This is a genomic window from Pseudomonas fluorescens, from assembly GCF_902497995.1.
Lineage (GTDB): Bacteria > Pseudomonadota > Gammaproteobacteria > Pseudomonadales > Pseudomonadaceae > Aquipseudomonas > Aquipseudomonas fluorescens_BK.
The window spans coordinates 71,410-86,506 of the sequence record NZ_CABVII010000004.1; the positions used below are offsets into that span (position 1 = coordinate 71,410).

Annotated in this window: 16 protein-coding genes and 2 pseudogenes; 7 read left to right on the top strand and 11 right to left on the bottom strand. The window is 51.1% G+C overall.

From position 1 onward, the window contains the following. Positions 1-566 precede the first annotated feature (566 nt). The 7 genes from F8N80_RS05995 to F8N80_RS06025 form a co-directional block, all read right to left on the bottom strand. Positions 567-1,223, bottom strand: a complete 657-nt coding sequence (locus tag F8N80_RS05995) for an amino acid ABC transporter permease (RefSeq protein ID WP_150783445.1) — start codon at positions 1,221-1,223, stop codon at positions 567-569. After that, the gene (locus F8N80_RS06000) at positions 1,220-1,861 is read right to left on the bottom strand and encodes an amino acid ABC transporter permease (protein WP_150783570.1); all 642 of its coding nucleotides are present in this window, start codon (positions 1,859-1,861) and stop codon (positions 1,220-1,222) included. The genes F8N80_RS05995 and F8N80_RS06000 overlap by 4 nt, the downstream gene beginning before the upstream one ends. 5 nt (positions 1,862-1,866) lie before the next feature. Continuing rightward, positions 1,867-2,670: an amino acid ABC transporter ATP-binding protein gene (locus tag F8N80_RS06005; RefSeq protein WP_150783446.1), complete on the bottom strand. Its 804-nt coding sequence runs from the start codon at positions 2,668-2,670 to the stop codon at positions 1,867-1,869. Positions 2,671-2,774: 104 nt separating this feature from the next. Continuing rightward, the gene (locus tag F8N80_RS06010) at positions 2,775-3,665 is read right to left on the bottom strand and encodes a nitrilase-related carbon-nitrogen hydrolase (protein ID WP_150783447.1); all 891 of its coding nucleotides are present in this window, start codon (positions 3,663-3,665) and stop codon (positions 2,775-2,777) included. Further along, positions 3,658-5,115, bottom strand: a complete 1,458-nt coding sequence (locus tag F8N80_RS06015; RefSeq protein WP_263596945.1) for a class I adenylate-forming enzyme family protein — start codon at positions 5,113-5,115, stop codon at positions 3,658-3,660. Before F8N80_RS06015 ends, F8N80_RS06010 begins: the two co-directional genes overlap by 8 nt. An 82-nt stretch (positions 5,116-5,197) precedes the next feature. Continuing rightward, positions 5,198-5,686, bottom strand: coding sequence for a MaoC/PaaZ C-terminal domain-containing protein (locus F8N80_RS06020; protein ID WP_150783449.1), 489 nt, complete (start codon positions 5,684-5,686; stop codon positions 5,198-5,200). Positions 5,687-5,701: 15 nt separating this feature from the next. Further along, positions 5,702-6,517: a polysaccharide deacetylase family protein gene (locus F8N80_RS06025; protein ID WP_150783450.1), complete on the bottom strand. Its 816-nt coding sequence runs from the start codon at positions 6,515-6,517 to the stop codon at positions 5,702-5,704. 341 nt (positions 6,518-6,858) lie between these two features. Here F8N80_RS06025 and F8N80_RS06030 point away from each other — a divergent pair, with 341 nt between their 5' ends. The 3 genes from F8N80_RS06030 (at position 6,859) to F8N80_RS06040 (ending at position 8,461) form a co-directional block, all read left to right on the top strand. Then, the gene (locus F8N80_RS06030) at positions 6,859-7,251 is read left to right on the top strand and encodes a RidA family protein (protein WP_150783451.1); all 393 of its coding nucleotides are present in this window, start codon (positions 6,859-6,861) and stop codon (positions 7,249-7,251) included. A 144-nt stretch (positions 7,252-7,395) separates the two neighbouring features. Beyond that, positions 7,396-7,836 (top strand): acyl-CoA thioesterase, encoded by a 441-nt coding sequence (locus F8N80_RS06035; RefSeq protein ID WP_224790643.1) that lies wholly within the window; start codon positions 7,396-7,398, stop codon positions 7,834-7,836. Between the two features lie 19 nt (positions 7,837-7,855). Next, positions 7,856-8,461 (top strand): TetR/AcrR family transcriptional regulator, encoded by a 606-nt coding sequence (locus F8N80_RS06040; protein ID WP_150783452.1) that lies wholly within the window; start codon positions 7,856-7,858, stop codon positions 8,459-8,461. Positions 8,462-8,517: 56 nt separating this feature from the next. Here F8N80_RS06040 and F8N80_RS06045 read toward each other — a convergent pair whose 3' ends face one another. Together F8N80_RS06045 and F8N80_RS06050 are read right to left on the bottom strand one after the other, a co-directional pair. After that, entirely contained in the window at positions 8,518-9,327 is an 810-nt protein-coding gene (locus F8N80_RS06045) for a citryl-CoA lyase (protein ID WP_150783453.1), read from the bottom strand. Positions 9,328-9,476: 149 nt separating this feature from the next. After that, positions 9,477-10,490 (bottom strand): FAD-dependent oxidoreductase, encoded by a 1,014-nt coding sequence (locus tag F8N80_RS06050; RefSeq protein WP_150783454.1) that lies wholly within the window; start codon positions 10,488-10,490, stop codon positions 9,477-9,479. 374 nt (positions 10,491-10,864) lie between these two features. Here F8N80_RS06050 and F8N80_RS06055 point away from each other — a divergent pair, with 374 nt between their 5' ends. The 3 genes and pseudogenes from F8N80_RS06055 to F8N80_RS31420 all read left to right on the top strand — a co-directional run. After that, positions 10,865-11,185, top strand: coding sequence for a hypothetical protein (locus F8N80_RS06055; protein ID WP_150783455.1), 321 nt, complete (start codon positions 10,865-10,867; stop codon positions 11,183-11,185). A 798-nt stretch (positions 11,186-11,983) separates the two neighbouring features. Next, a pseudogene (locus F8N80_RS32120) lies at positions 11,984-12,040 on the top strand (hypothetical protein); the annotation flags it as partial. A gap of 390 nt (positions 12,041-12,430) precedes the next feature. Next, positions 12,431-12,946 (top strand): annotated as a pseudogene (locus F8N80_RS31420) (methyl-accepting chemotaxis protein); the annotation flags it as partial. A 101-nt stretch (positions 12,947-13,047) separates the two neighbouring features. On the opposite strand, the gene F8N80_RS32125 reads toward F8N80_RS31420, so the two are convergent. Continuing rightward, positions 13,048-13,200 (bottom strand): hypothetical protein, encoded by a 153-nt coding sequence (locus F8N80_RS32125; RefSeq protein ID WP_440131179.1) that lies wholly within the window; start codon positions 13,198-13,200, stop codon positions 13,048-13,050. Next, positions 13,201-13,800, bottom strand: a complete 600-nt coding sequence (locus F8N80_RS06070) for a TetR/AcrR family transcriptional regulator (protein WP_150783457.1) — start codon at positions 13,798-13,800, stop codon at positions 13,201-13,203. It abuts the gene before it with no gap. A gap of 167 nt (positions 13,801-13,967) precedes the next feature. Here F8N80_RS06070 and F8N80_RS06075 point away from each other — a divergent pair, with 167 nt between their 5' ends. Next, positions 13,968-15,068 (top strand): alkene reductase, encoded by a 1,101-nt coding sequence (locus F8N80_RS06075; RefSeq protein ID WP_150783458.1) that lies wholly within the window; start codon positions 13,968-13,970, stop codon positions 15,066-15,068. Positions 15,069-15,097 lie beyond the last annotated feature (29 nt).

The following is a 15,097-nucleotide window of genomic DNA, read 5'->3' on the forward strand; positions in this document are numbered from 1 at the left end:
GCCCTACCTGCAATCCGAAGGTCGCTCATGAACCATTGAAGCGGAAAACGAGCCTCATACCAATAATACTATTTTTTAGACCGCCCAGTCAGTATGCTGACAGCTCAAGACTTTTGTCAATCGAAACTAATCGCCGAAAGGATCAAAACAGATGAGCAGAAGTACATCGGATAGGTCGATGCCGGACTTCAAGATCGGGAGGAACCCACATTTGAGTCGAGCGCATGCACTGTCTCAGATCACCACACTGCGCTGGGATGCCACGGAGCAGTTCGCACGATGGAAGGGCAGTTCAATCAGGCGACTTCAGGTCTTACCAGTAAATGCATCTGACTGAATCATCACGCTTAATCCGAAGTCGCTTCGCTTAACTCCAGCAGACATCCTTTGCGGGTTATCCAGGAAACAACTTGATCCCTTCAGTGGTTTCAAACGACCGATTTATGGCCGCGATTGTTGTCCCGAGCACTGGGCGAGCGCCTTGAAATTAAATCCCAAGGGGGGACACATCTGAGCAAGGCTTGGTGGACACACAATAAAAAAGGAGCGCTCAGCGCTCCTTTTTTTCAATCGTGCCTGCCTAAGTGTCTTTCCAAGTAGTTCACTGCGAACGTCGCGGGTACGCATACAAGTGCGTACATTAAGCCCGTAAGGCTCAAAATAGACATGTATTGGAACGTTTCCGAGCCAATGTCATTGGCCGCACTGATCAACTCCGGAAGCGCAATAGTGAAGCACAGAGAAGTTGCCTGAAGGATCAAGAGTGCGAAACCTAACAGCGGTGGCAACGCAATCCGTAAGCCCTGTGGGATAATAATTATACGCAAGATGTCCGACCGGTTCAGACCAAGCGTCTGAGCTGCCTCGCGCTGCCCCGCCGCCACGGCATTGAGGCCCGCCCGGATTATCTCACTTGTATATGCCCCAGTACTCCAGGCCAAAGCAACGATCGATGCGCTAAGAGAGGAAAGTGTCAGCCCAGTATTAGGTAATCCAAAGTAGAGAAACTGAAGCAGGATGAGCACTGGCCCTCCTCTGCCCAGCTCGACAAGGACGACGCAAGCCCAACGGATTGCTTTTGTCTTCGCCTGACCACCGATTGCCCATAAGAGACCCAAGGGAATGCCGATGAGTAGACTCAGTGATGCAACCTCAAGACTCAGCAGATAGCCACTCCAGAGTCGAGGGAACCATTCGGCCCAGTCATTAAACGTGCTGATCATCGCTCGATCCTCATCCGAAGACGGAAGTCCACAACCCGAGACACATACGCCATAAAAAAGCTAAGGCCAAAGTAGGCCACAGCCGCCCAAGCGTAGATTTCTAAGCCTTGGTAGGTTTGTTGAGTGAGCTGGTTGGCGATCAGCGCCACATCTGCCACTCCGATTGCCGAGGCGATCGCGGTGTCTTTTAGCAGTCCAATTGCGTAAGAGCTGGCTGACGGCAGCGAAATACGCATGACCTGAGGTGCCAGGACATATCGATATCGTTGCCAAACCGAAAGCCCCATTACTTTGCTAGCTTCTGTCTGCCCCTTCGGAACTGCCTTGAGAGCCCCTCTGTAAATCTCGGCCAAGTTGGCTGCGGTGATAAGGGAGAGTCCTATCACTGCTGCAGCGAACGGACTCAAGCGAATCACATGCTGGCCGATTGCAAAGAACACGGCAAAAAGCCAAACAATGGGAGGTACGGAGCGAACGATCAGAATCAACGTCGCACCGAAATAAGAGATTGCAGTGTTGCGGGAGGATCGAAGCATACAAACCGGGATCGCCAGTGACGCACCGACAACGAAGGAGACCACGGTAAGCGCAATCGTCCAGGGCAATCCTGCACTCAACTTCTGGATTACTGTGAACATGTCCATTAGCGGTCTCGCACTGCCGAAAGAAACTGCTGGACTCGCGGATGCTGTGGAGACCTCATTACCTGGGCGCTCTCACCTTGCTCAATGATTTCACCATCGGCCATCACAATGACCCGATTCGAGACATTTTCGGCGAACCGCATTTCATGCGTTACAACCATCATTGTCATTCCATCATTGGCCAGCTCACGCATCACCGCAAGAACCTCTAGGCCAACCTCAGGATCAAGGGCGGACGTCGGTTCATCGAACAACATAATCTCTGGATCCAACGCCAGTGCCCGCGAGATAGCAATTCGCTGCTGCTGTCCGCCGGAGCAGCGGGACGGATACATACTCGCCTTGTTGGCCAGACCGACTCGCTGCAGGAGTTGCATCGAGCGCTCGTCTGCTTCCTCATGACTGCGCTTGAGTACACGTCGCTGAGCGAGTGATACGTTTTCCAGTACGGTCATGTGAGGGAAGAGATTGAACGACTGGAATACCATTCCCAGTTTGCGATTGATGCCCGCTAACTGAGCGCGCGTTGCACCGACCGAGGCATCAATGGACAACTCACCAATCGTAATTCGGCCTGCTGTAGGCGGCTCGAGCTGGTTGATACAGCGAAGAAGTGTGCTTTTTCCAGAACCACTCGGCCCAATTAGAGCTACTACCTCGCCACCCTTAAGTTCGAAATCGATGGATTTCAATACTGTGATATCACCAAATCGTTTACTCACACCTTCAAGGCGCAATACACAGCCTCGATCTACGGAAGATGAAGTTGATTTTGGTAATGCGATAGAAATTTCGGCGTTCATAAATAACACCCTTCAATTATAGGAGTTGTGGCAGGGCTACAAATAAAAAGAGGGCCGCTGGTACAGCCCTAAAAACGCTGTTCGATTCTTTAAAATTCTATTCCTCAACTTTCGAGTGTGGAATAAAAATCCGGCCGACGATCACGGAGATGGCGCACCTCTCCCTTTTCACGAGAGAGCCGAAGCTTGACCAAATCCAGCTCTATATTCAGCAATCCAGGCTCATTCAATTCCGATTCGGCGAATGTGCCGTCAGTAATGCTCATCCTGTTATCAATAGGGCAAGCTACAAATGCCTTGCCCATACAGCGCACGGGATAGTCTTGAGGGATGCCGAGATCGCCGACCAATGGTGATACGCAAACATAGACCTGATTTTCCAAGGCACGGGCATGTGCACTGAACCATTCCCGCCAAGCACCACGCTCTTCTGTGAGGGCTGGCACGAAGATGACTTCGGCACCACGAGACACAAAATGGCGAGTCAGCTCGGGGAACTGCACGTCATAGCAAACGAAAATTCCACACTTGACGCCATCTACCTCAAATACGTCATTCAACGTTTGTGAGGCCGACGTCTGAATAGCTTTCTCGCCGCGAGTGAGGTGCACCTTGTGCTGCCGTTCGAACGATCCATCCGGCTTAAAGACGAAGGCACTGTTATAACCCGCTCCATTTTCCTCATGCCAATAAGTCGCACCTACTATATAGATGTCGTACTCCTCAGCCAGGAAACTTAAGGTTTGGATGAACTCAGGATACAACGGTGTCAACACTTCCCGATAAAACGATGAAACTGTCTCATTGGTGACTTCGGCAGCCCTTGAATTTGTCCAGAGGAGGCCCATTGGGAGGAACTCTGGCAGAAGCAATACCCGACTCCCCGCCAACTTTGCATCAGAGACGAAAGTTCTTACGTGCGCGGAGAAGTCTTGGAATTTCTGATAGCGCCGAATTTCAAAAACGGCGACTGAGACTTTCAGTTTATCAAGCATTTTGGGTCTGCCTCCAAAGTTCCAGCAATGCTTTCTTGTCGATCTTCGAGGTTGATCCCAATGGCATTTCGGAAAGCTGCGTAAAGTTAACGGGCACCTTGAATTCCGCAAGCTTTGAACGGCAGTGGGAGAGTAGCTCTTGGTCGGTGACTTCCTTTCCAGGCGTTGTCACGAAATAGGCGAAAGGCAACTCACCGAATTTCGGATCCGGTATTCCAATGACGGATGCCAGCAATACAGAAGGATGCTCGCAGATGACATCTTCCACTTCAGCAGGCGCGATATTCGCCCCCCCCTTGATGATGATGTCCTTAATACGCCCGGTGAGGTAATAGAACCCTTCAGCGTCGCGGAAACCGAGATCACCTGTACGGAAGAAACCATCAACAAAAGACGTAGAGGTGAGCTCGGCGGCCTTGTAATACCCGCTAGTAGTGGCTGGGGCTTTAACCCACACCTCACCAACTTCTTCGACAGCGGCCAACTGACCGTCAGTTGTCATTAGCTTGACCTCGACCCCTGGTGCTGCTTGACCAATTGCACCTGGCGGAAGTTCTACAGCACGCGAAGCGTAGCGCCCAAAAACCGGACGAACTTCCGTCAACGCATAGTAGTCTTCTATTTTCTTGTTGAATCGGCGCTCAAAGCGCTCCTTCAACTCTCTCGACAAGGGAGCACCAGCAGAAATGAAAAGACGCATAAAGGAGAGGTCGAATTTCAAGTCGTTCTGTTCGGCATATTCCAACATCATAGAAAACATGGTTGGCACACCGTGGAACACTGTAACCTTATGCTCAACGATGGCATTGAGCACATCGGCTGGACGGAATTTCCTGAGCAAAATGACTTCAGCACCGGCCTGGAAAGCCATCGAAGCAGCAGTCGAAAGCCCATAGAGGAAACCTAGAGGCAGTGACACAAGTACCTTGTCCTCTGGAGTAATACTCCACAGCTCAATCAGTGAGCGGTTTCCAGCGTACTCAGCATCTTGCGTGTACCGAACCGCTTTGGGCACTCCTGTGGAACCAGAAGTGTACACAATCAGAAAATCCGCATTCCTACCTTCGAAAGTATTCGCTAGCTTGGCGCCTTTTGCGCCCCTTACGAAGGAGCCTGTGTCGAAAATCTGACAGCGCCGCTCGCCCACGGCCTCTCGTGCCACAGAGGCAAGCGCCTGATCAACAAATAGATACTTTATCTGTGCATGATCAATGATGTAACTGGCTTCTGCTGCCGTCAGGACAGCATTTAGAGGAACAAATGTCCCTCCAATCTTCGCTACTGCATAATACAGAATCATCGTGGCGCTGCCGTTTTCGCAGTAGACGCCCACCGGAGTATCAACGCTCACTCCTGCATTCACCAAGTGGGACGCCACTTGGTCAACCTCGTACACTAACGCCCCGTAGCTGAGAATTTCCCTTTCAAATCGGAGGGCAATCTTTTCCATACTGCTGCCAGCGAGGGCCTGGATACCACTGAATATCATGACAAAACCTCAGAGAGACGTTAGTGCTGGTTGAGCCTTTAATTTAAACAGGCTTGCAGTGCATCATCACTTTCCATTCACCTTCCTGCACTGATTCTCCACGCTGGTTGACCAGTGAAACCAGGAAATTGACGATACCCACTTCAGGCTTTTTGGTCTCACGTTTGGAGCCTACTTTTTGGTATACATGGATGGTATCCCCGATTTTGATCGGGCCACGTAAATCCCATGTCATACCCAAGAAGGCAATCGCTGTGCCTTCTTTGATCCCCAAACGGCTCTCAAGACCTGTTGCAATCGCGAAGCCTGCTGGGCCATGCAAGATACGACCACCAAAGACAGTGCTCTTAGCAAACTCTTCATCAGTGTGCACTGGGTTGTGGTCGCCAGTTAGAGCCGCGAACATCACGATGTCAGCCTCGGTAATTGTTCGGCGCGGGGAGTTCCACTCTTGGCCAATCTCCAACTGATCGAAGTAAAGAGCGTTTTGGCCGATTCCGGTCAGGCTATTGGCTTGGACTGCACTATTCATTCTTATTTCTCCAGATTAAACAGACTTGCTCTTGATATGTTTCGTGGCATCGCCCATGGTCATAAACTCAACACCAGGTTGTTGCATGTGCTTTATCAATTTTTCAAGCATTACAATTCGAGGGCCTCGCCCAATTATCTCCGGGTGACAAGTCAGGGTGAATACCCCGCTGACTTGGTGCGCATAGTCGAATTCCGCAGACCAAGACTTATAGACATCTTCTGCCAAGCGAAGACCTGTATTGAGCGGACGAGGTGAAAACTGAAAGTAGGGATAATCATCCAACTCCCAAGCGACAGGAAACTCTAAAACCTCGCTCTGCTCACCATGTTCGAAGATATCTTCAGACAGAACATCTTTCTTTCGGGCGAAGAAAGTTTCGAAATCATTCGACATTAGACTACTGTCATAAATAAGCCCGAACTCTTCTAAAAGGTCGATTGTATTATCGCTTAAGTCCCATGCTGGAGAGCGATACCCGACAGGCCTGACCCCCGTTACCTTTTCAAGAACCTCAATGCTCTGAGCCAACAATCGACGCTCTTCCTCCAGCGGCAATCCGACAGGAGATTCGTGAACGTAGCCGTGGCAAGACACTTCATGCCCAGCAGCAACGATACGTTTCACAATGTCAGGGTAAGTGGAGGCCGTGTGTGCTGGAACGAAAAACGTAGCAGGTACTTCGCAGCGCTCCAGCACATCCAAAAGCCTCGGCATACCAACATTTGCGCCGAACTCCCCACGAGACAGAGGCGTCGGGGAAACCTGCTTGAACGTGCTCAACCAAATAGCAACGCCGTCGAAATCGAAGGTAAGGCATGCGATGGTCATCAGTGTTCCTCAATCAAAGCCAGCTGCTCAGACGATACGAGCAGTCTTCTCCCGATCTAATCGCTGCCGGAGGGCGCATCGCATCTGCTTTGCATGCCTTCTGGAAGTATCAGCCCAAGAAACAGACCCGCCGTAATAAAAATTAGACCGCCCAGTCAGTATGATTGAATTGGAAGACATGTCAATAGCCTCAAACGGTCTCCTACCACTTGCATGGAACGCTTCCTTTGGCTCCTGCTCCAGCGCCACCTTGCGCGATAGCGTCCGGAAGGTTTAGAATTTATACCAGAAGGTCTTTTTTTTAGCCATGGCGTTCAGTCCATCAAATAGGAAGGTGTCTTATGATCAAGGCAATTAATGCAGGGCCCGGCTATCCAGGCGTCTCGATGTCCACGAAGGTTGTGGATGGGGAGCTACTTTTCCTCACCGGTCATGCCCCAGTCGACGGTGAAGGTGAAGTTGTTGAAGGCGATTTCGAAGCTCAAGCCACTGCCGTCTTCGAGAATCTGCGCATCACGCTTGAAGCTGCTGGAGTGGGGTTTGAGGCCTTAGCTCGAATGAATACCTACCTGATCGATGTCGCACCCGAGACCCTTGCTTCGTTCAAAAAGGTGCGCAACCGCTTTGTGAACATGGACTGCCCGCCTGCCAACACCTTGCTGAAGGTTGCCGGGCTCTACGACGAGCGAATTCGAATCGAAATCGACGGCGTGGCGGTTCTGCCTCGCGCCTAATATTTACGCCGCCCTCCCCCCTCCACAGTTTTGGAGTGACCGCCTCGCTCAATAAACCTAGTCGAAGGGAAATTTGACTTGGCGGTATAAAAAAAAGACAATTTCCTAGCCTAACCTGATCGGCAACCTATTCCAGGGCTGGGGATGAACCCGAAAGGAAGAACAACACAAATGATCACGTACCGAGGTGTCGTATACCCAGCACAGACCGATGCGATGGGTCATATGAACGTTCAGCACTATATAGCGTCATTCGACCAAGCCTTCTGGCATCTGGTTGATCACCTTGGCTACGACGCTGATTGGCGATTGAGCCGTAAACAAGGCTGGGCCGACGTTCACTATGAAATCGATTTCCGATCAGAGCTCCACGTAGGATCCGTTTTTCACGTTGAGAGTTCGCTCAAGAAAGTTGGGCGCACTTCAATGATTACTCATCACGCTTTGTTTGATAACAAGAAGCAGCTCTGCGCAGAAATTGCTATGACGTCTGTATATTTTGATCTTGAAGCCCGAAAGGCTATCGAGATACCTGAACTTATTCGTGCGTCTGCATCATCACTGATTGAGACGCTAACTGCTTAATACTATTTGGTGTATCCCAATGAATGTAGATATGCGAGACCAACTTAAACAAAAAAAGCAAGCATACGTGCAAGATGAAATCTTGTCGTCCGCTGCCACCCTGTTCGCTGAGAAAGGGTTCCGGGCGATTACTATTACTGATATTGCTGCACGGTTGGGCTACACCAAGTCAGTTGTGTATTACTACTTCAAAAATAAAAACGAGATTTTGTGGCAGATTTTCAATCGTATGTACGAAAAGTATCAGGCTACAATTGATGAAATTCAGTCTCAAGATCTGCCTGCTGATGAAGCGCTTCGTCGTATTCTTCATAGCCATGCGCTGCATGTGATGAAGCAAAAAGATTGGACGGCCATCTACTTCCGAGACGAAAGCGAACTTGAACCTGATCAACAAGTACTGATGCGCAAACGCAAGCGCGAATATGATGCGAAGATCGAGGTTGTGTATCAACGAGGCATTCTGGAGAAAACGTTCAAGGACGTGCCGCCCCATATCGCCATTTCGGGTTTCATGGGCATGTGCAACTGGCTGCATACCTGGTTCAATGAACAAGGCTCGCATACCCCCGAACAGATTGCTGATTACTACTGCGACCTCATGTCTGGTGGCTACCTGCAATAAACCCTTTGTGACCCGCAGCCACATGAATAAAGCGCGATAAGAATCGCGCTTTTTTTTCAGTTCGATTTCACTTGAGCGAAATCCTCAACGAAATTTCGACGTTCACGAGCATAGTCAACCTGCTCATCAGGAATAACACGGATGCGGACTTTGCTTTGCAGTTCTTCCGAAATATGAGCTACAACGCCCGGCATGGTAGATATCACCGCAAGCCCGGTCATCTCGGCTGGAGTAAAGCCCATTTGCGCCAGAATAGCCCCCATCATCCCAACCTCGTTGATTACGATTTCGGGTTTGCCCGCTTGGCTCGTAAACGCTCTATGAATGGCTTCATACCACTCACAAATATCACCCCAGACTTCTGTCTCGATGGCCAGTTGCTTCAACTGCTGAGCACGAGGGTCGGTGTACTTGAAAGCAGGATGGCCCAAGCCGGGAACCCGCTCCTTACGCGCTCTCATTCCCTCAACCAAGCTATTCGCAGCTACATCAAGCGAATCAGCTTGCTTCGCAGCGTTGATAGTTGCGTTTAGGAAGAGCCCAGTCTGATCAGGCGCTAGTGAATACTCCCCTGCCGACAATACTGCAGTTGCCAATCCCGCCACCATCGATGGATTGCTGGAAACACAGAAGCGTGCGGCAGCGGTTCCTGGCTTACGTAGCGAGTAATCAAGTACGGAACACAAAACGCCCTCAATCATTTTCGACTGACCTGCCGATGGAAGCATGCCACGGATCAAAAGATAGGTCGCATCGGCAAAACTCAGCTTGCCAATCATGTCTCCCAGGTCATAACCACGGATGTACACGGTGTTGTCCTGGACATCGCTTACCGCGCTGCTCCAGTACTTCGGGGTCTCGTTCATTATTCATTCCTGCCTATCGATCAACGCCAGGCGAAAGACCTGACATTGAAAGATGGTATCCGAGCGAAATCATACTGTCTAGCCAGTCAGTCTTTTTGACTGACCCTCTGGTATGTTTTCGCTAAATGTATGATCTGCTCGGTACGGCACTAGATAATCCAAGGGATCGATTGCGGCTCAGCAGAGACGTTTCGACTGGATGAAGAATGCTCATGCGTTGAGAGTTCATCGAACGAGGATACATACTCGGCTAGAGCCCTCGCAGCAGCGATACAGTGGGCAAGCTCACCGCTCTGACCGACGATGTAACCATTCTTGACTCCGGAGAGAGGATGGATACCTGCCCACGATGGGAGTTCGGGCGTTTGATTGGGAGCCTCTTTGCCAACCTTGAGCAGATGCTCGAAAAAAGAACGCTTAGGCTGAGCGGAGGGTCTCTCATCCATTTTCTGCTGTATTTGTGCTGCTCGCTCAAAAGACAGGTATCGACCAAAAATTCCCATGGAGGATTCAGGGCATTCACGTGGAGACTCACCCAACCGGTTTGATCCTGGGGAATAATTACCACCTACAACCACTGTGTCGTAGTAGTGAGCAACACCACCTAGCACCATCTCATACAGGTCATCTACGATACGGAGTTGGTCGAAATTTCTCTCTCGGTAAATCGCACCTCCACGCTCCAAGAACGACTCCATCAATCGATTGCTCAATGTTCTGGGATAGATCGAAACATCCTGCATAAACCTTACTGCGGCCAAGGTTCCGAACGGTAATCCCATGCCTCCTGCATTTCTGGAAACCTCAACAAGTAGGCCCTGCGCCCTGCATGCGCGGGCGAATTGCTCTAGAGATTCGACGAAGTCTGACCGATGTTCAAAAATGATTGTGCCGGAGTCTGAAGCAAGCACTTTCGCACCGAGGTCGATGGCAATTTCACGCAACTCGGCGATGCCTTGAACCGCTATTTTCTTGGCCATCGGCTCGCGCTGAAGGCAAAGCCAAGTCGACACCAGATGGTTGGACGCAATGTTAGGGGCACTTGAGTCAGAGAAGAAAACATCTGCGCTTACTCCAAAGCGTTGAAGGTAATAACCGTAAAGCAATGCATCGATACCATCGCTAAATACCGCTACCTTTTTCCCGCCCTGCCCATTTTTCATGACCCGCCCCTTTCGCATTCAAAGCCATCAATGCCTCAAGCAGGAACTCGAAGCGCAACATACCAACGGGTATGTTTTTCAGCACCGAAGGTATGTTAAGCCTACCAAACCGTCAAGCTCGGGCATTCGTCTGACGATTCCCGCTTGTCGATGCACGCATCACTTAAGGGCCACAGCTTCCTCTTGCAATCGTTGCGGTTTGTAAGGAATACTAAAACCCGCCGGTCTTTTTTTATGACTAGTAGGTACGCCCACTGCTTTTCTCCACCTTACACACCTCCACCCTATCGACAATTCTGTTATCAGCTTGAGGGCTCATGATGTTGGGTAATATGTCTATACGCACCAGAATCACCGCACTGAGCTTGGTCTGTATGGTTGCTCTGATTGGGGCAATTACCTACGTCAACATCCAACAGAACGAAGCAGCAGGAGAGCTAACGAGCGAAGCTAGCCGCGCGGCTATTGAAAGGGCTATCAAGGGACAACTACAGAGCACCGCGACCGCTCAAGCGATCCAAGTTGAGAAATTTTTTAGCGAAAAGTACGCCGCGCTAAACCAGTTAGCGATCCAGTTTTCTGGTATTCAGAGGGTAGCGGATACCTATGGCACATCTGGGATTGTCTCAAGGTACACAGCGGATGGAGCGGTCAAATCGACCTTTCTGCATGACAGTACGTTACTAGGCGTTTAGGCCATCATGGAGCCCAACCAGTTTGGTAATGACAAAGAATTCGTCAGCTCGATTCAATATAGTTCAAACGATGTGGGACGTTTTGCCAGCTATTGGAATCGAAATACAGGTATCGTGGCTAATGCTCCAACTGCTGAACGAAAGTTGCATGACGAGACCGTGGGAGAAAGCGGTCTCCCATTCAACTACTTCTATCGCTGCTCGTTGCAAAGTAACGCAGCCTGCCTCGCCCCTCCGTTCACCGCTACACTGGGCGGCCAAGAAGTACTATTGACCACGCTATCAACTTCCGTTAACCAAAATAATAAGCCTACCGGGGTAGTTGGAGTCGACGTCGCCATCACAGATCTTCAAGACTTCATGATGAAGGCGAAGCAGAGTTTATATAGCGGGGCAGGCGATATCGCCATTGTAACTAGCTCGGGGATTGTTGCTGCGTATACGCCCTCGTCCTCCAAGCTTGGTCAAACATATGAATCCTTAGGCCTACCCGATATACGCCAAATGGCTGCCCAAGCCGGGGAAAACCGATCGCTCTATTTAGACGATGAGAATTTTATAAAAGTGATTACACCGATCACAATGGGGAAAAACGTCTCCCCTTGGTGGATCATCCTTCAGCTTCCCAAGGCGATAGCTCAAGCCGAAATTGACAAGCTGGAAGGTATTCACCGGGCCCTGCTGCTTAAGTCTCTTGTTAAAAGCATACTCGTTGCAGCGCTTTCTGGTTTGGCTGGGGCCCTACTTATGTGGTTCACGGCATCCAGAATTACGACGCCAATCCGCAATGTGTCGACAATGCTTCGTGACATTGCATCGGGCGAAGGCGATCTAACCAAACGTCTGAACTACCCTAAAAAGGATGAGCTTGGGGAGGTTGCACTTTGGTTTAACCTCTTCCTCGATAAGCTTCAGCCGATGATCAACGCTGTCCGCAAGGGTATCGACGATACGCGCCTCACTGCGAACCAATCGTTCAGGATCGCCCAAGAAACGAGCCACGGAATGCAAGCACAATTCAAGGACATCGACCAAGTCGCTGCAGCGTCGACCGAAATGACTGCTACGGCCCACGAAGTAGCAAGCAGTGCCGCTATGGTTGCAGTCGATGCTAAGCACGCTGAACAGGCCGCCCAAACAGGGCACGGTCTGTTAGAAAAGACAAACCATGGCCTACTGGATCTCACAATTTGCCTGACAAAGTCTATGGAGGACGCCCGTGCCCTATTGGATAGCAGCGAGCAGATCGGTAATGTTCTTGATGTGATTCGTGCGATTGCCCAGCAAACCAATCTCCTAGCGCTCAATGCAGCGATAGAAGCTGCCCGTGCAGGAGAAAGTGGTCGAGGGTTTGCAGTCGTCGCGGATGAAGTTCGAACCTTGGCAATGAGAACTCAAGAATCGGTAGAGCAAATCCGAATTGTGATTGAACAGTTGCAGGCTGGGGCAATCATGGTAACCACAGCTATGCAAGACAGTCAGTTGAGGGCCAGCAGCAGCTCCAGGCAGATGGAAGAGACAGTTCAATCCTTTAGTGAGATCACGCTGGCCGTTTCAAAAATCCAGGATATGACCCACCAAATTGCGACGGCTGCCGAAGAACAAAGTGCAGTCGCTGACGATATCAACTGCAACATCACCAGTGTTCGAATGGTTACGCAGGAGCTCAATGACAAAGCATGTTCTTCTGCTAGCCTGAGCGAACACTTGAGCTTATTGGCAGATAAACAGCACGAGCTGGCAAATCAGTTCAAAACGTGATTGCCTTTCTCACCTATACAGCAGTTTTAGTGGTCAATAGAACACGGTGTTAGTACACAGAAAGAAGGGCCCTCTCGGGCCCTTTTGTACTCAAACCAATGTCACTTCGTCATGCGGGACTCGACGGTGTCGGAACCATATGTCGCTTTCCACTCTTTCAAGGTTCGGTGATTCTCGTCTATTGTCTCAACGACAACAACTCTCGCAACAGCAATGCCCGGCCAAATGATCAAAATTTGCCAGAAAGCGCCCATCTATGTGTTCCCCTGCGGCTCCCTGTCTAGGGACAACGGCAATGACGCTATTATCTCGGCGTGGCAAACCTCGAGTATTTCATCAGCCAGAGAAGAATCATCTGGGCAGGCGCGCGACAACATGACGGCACCGATTGCATGCGCCAGCATGTCGATCATTTTTGCCCGTACCCCATCCGGCGGCGCGTCTTGCCTCGTTTTGTACTTTTCTTCGAGCGTCGCCAGCGTGCGTTCTACCCCGCTGGCAAAGGTGGCTTTCAACTCATCTGATTGACGCGCAGCATCTCCACAAAGGGCCGCCATGGTGCAACCGCTGCCCCTGCCGTCTCGGTGATCCCTCGACACATACAGATCGATGAACTCAGCAACGTCGAGACCTTCGGAACTGGTCAGCGAACGCGAAAGACTGTTCGCTGCCGCTTCAGCCATCAAATCAGCCTTGGAGCCGAAGTGCTTGTAGAAACCGCCTTGGGTAAATCCGGCTGCTGCCATGAGTTCAGCCACCCCCACGCCATCGTAGCCACGCTCGCGAAACAGCTCTGAAGCCGTCTCAACGATGTGAGCTCTATTGGCAAGCGATTGAGCCTTGGTGATCTTCATTTCCTGCGCCTCTGCACCTCAAAGCAATGCCCTCATCATACTCTGATGTCGATCATAATCAAAAGCGTTGACAGTTTTGAGTATGATCGACATCATAAATACGCCAACGCGAATCCTCCCTGGCACGGCGCATGTCGTCCTCATTAATCAACGAGTATGGAAACGAAATGAACGATAAGACGTTGTTTGAGCCGTACACGCTCGGCTCGCTGACACTTTCCAACAGAATCGTGATGGCTCCGCTGACGCGTAACCGTGCGGGCGAAGGCTTCGTCCCGAGCGAGTTCGCTGCAACCTATTACAGCCAGAGAGCCTCTACAGGCCTGTTGATCTCCGAAGCCTCGCAGATCTCGCAGCAGGGACAGGGCTACCAGGATACGCCCGGTATCTACACGCTGGCGCAGATCGATGGCTGGCGCCAGGTCACCGATGCCGTCCACGCAAAAGGCGGACGAATTTTCCTGCAACTGTGGCATGTCGGACGCGTGTCGCACGTTGACCTGCAGGAGAACGGTGCCACTCCGGTAGCACCCTCCGCTCTCCGCCCCGCGACCAAGGTGTTCGTCAACAATAGCTTCGTGGACGTTTCAGAGCCGCGAGCGCTTGATATCAGCGAGCTTCCCGGGATCGTCAATGATTTTCGCCAAGCGGCGGCAAACGCGATCGCTGCGGGATTCGATGGCGTAGAGATCCATGGCGCAAACGGCTATTTGCTGGATCAGTTCGTAAAAGACGGTGCCAACATCCGCACCGATGCTTACGGTGGCTCGATTGAAAATCGCGCTCGCCTACTGCTGGAAGTGACGGCAGCGGTAGTAGCCGAGGTCGGTGCCGGACGCACAGGCATCCGTATTTCGCCAGTTTCGCCAGCCAATGGTGTCTCCAGCAGCGAACCGCAGGCCCAGTTTGACTACATTGTCGACCAACTCGATGCCTTGGGCATTGTGTACCTCCATGTGGTCGAAGGCGCGACTGGCGGGCCACGCGATATTGCGCCCTTCGACTTTGGTTCTCTGCGCCAACGCTTCAAAAACACGTACATCGCGAACAATGGCTACGACGTGAATCTGGCCACCTCTCAACTCATCGATGACAAAGCTGACTTGATCGCCTTTGGACGCCCCTTCATCGGTAACCCGGACTTGGTGGAGCGCCTTGAAAACGCTGCCGCTTTGTCGGCATTCGATCCTGCGACCCTGTATGGCGGTGGTGCAGAAGGCTACATCGACTACCCCACCCTTGCTGAATCCAGTACCCGGCACGGCTAAACATCACGGCTGCGCATGTCCTCCTGACA

Coding starts and splice junctions, on each gene's coding strand:
- F8N80_RS05995 (WP_150783445.1), bottom strand. CDS start 1,223: ATGATCAGCACGTTTAATGACTGGGCCGAATGGTTCCCTCGACTCTGG.
- F8N80_RS06000 (WP_150783570.1), bottom strand. CDS start 1,861: ATGTTCACAGTAATCCAGAAGTTGAGTGCAGGATTGCCCTGGACGATT.
- F8N80_RS06005 (WP_150783446.1), bottom strand. CDS start 2,670: ATGAACGCCGAAATTTCTATCGCATTACCAAAATCAACTTCATCTTCC.
- F8N80_RS06010 (WP_150783447.1), bottom strand. CDS start 3,665: ATGCTTGATAAACTGAAAGTCTCAGTCGCCGTTTTTGAAATTCGGCGC.
- F8N80_RS06015 (WP_263596945.1), bottom strand. CDS start 5,115: ATGGAAAAGATTGCCCTCCGATTTGAAAGGGAAATTCTCAGCTACGGG.
- F8N80_RS06020 (WP_150783449.1), bottom strand. CDS start 5,686: ATGAATAGTGCAGTCCAAGCCAATAGCCTGACCGGAATCGGCCAAAAC.
- F8N80_RS06025 (WP_150783450.1), bottom strand. CDS start 6,517: ATGACCATCGCATGCCTTACCTTCGATTTCGACGGCGTTGCTATTTGG.
- F8N80_RS06030 (WP_150783451.1), top strand. CDS start 6,859: ATGATCAAGGCAATTAATGCAGGGCCCGGCTATCCAGGCGTCTCGATG.
- F8N80_RS06035 (WP_224790643.1), top strand. CDS start 7,396: ATGAACCCGAAAGGAAGAACAACACAAATGATCACGTACCGAGGTGTC.
- F8N80_RS06040 (WP_150783452.1), top strand. CDS start 7,856: ATGAATGTAGATATGCGAGACCAACTTAAACAAAAAAAGCAAGCATAC.
- F8N80_RS06045 (WP_150783453.1), bottom strand. CDS start 9,327: ATGAACGAGACCCCGAAGTACTGGAGCAGCGCGGTAAGCGATGTCCAG.
- F8N80_RS06050 (WP_150783454.1), bottom strand. CDS start 10,490: ATGAAAAATGGGCAGGGCGGGAAAAAGGTAGCGGTATTTAGCGATGGT.
- F8N80_RS06055 (WP_150783455.1), top strand. CDS start 10,865: ATGGTTGCTCTGATTGGGGCAATTACCTACGTCAACATCCAACAGAAC.
- F8N80_RS32125 (WP_440131179.1), bottom strand. CDS start 13,200: ATGGGCGCTTTCTGGCAAATTTTGATCATTTGGCCGGGCATTGCTGTT.
- F8N80_RS06070 (WP_150783457.1), bottom strand. CDS start 13,800: ATGAAGATCACCAAGGCTCAATCGCTTGCCAATAGAGCTCACATCGTT.
- F8N80_RS06075 (WP_150783458.1), top strand. CDS start 13,968: ATGAACGATAAGACGTTGTTTGAGCCGTACACGCTCGGCTCGCTGACA.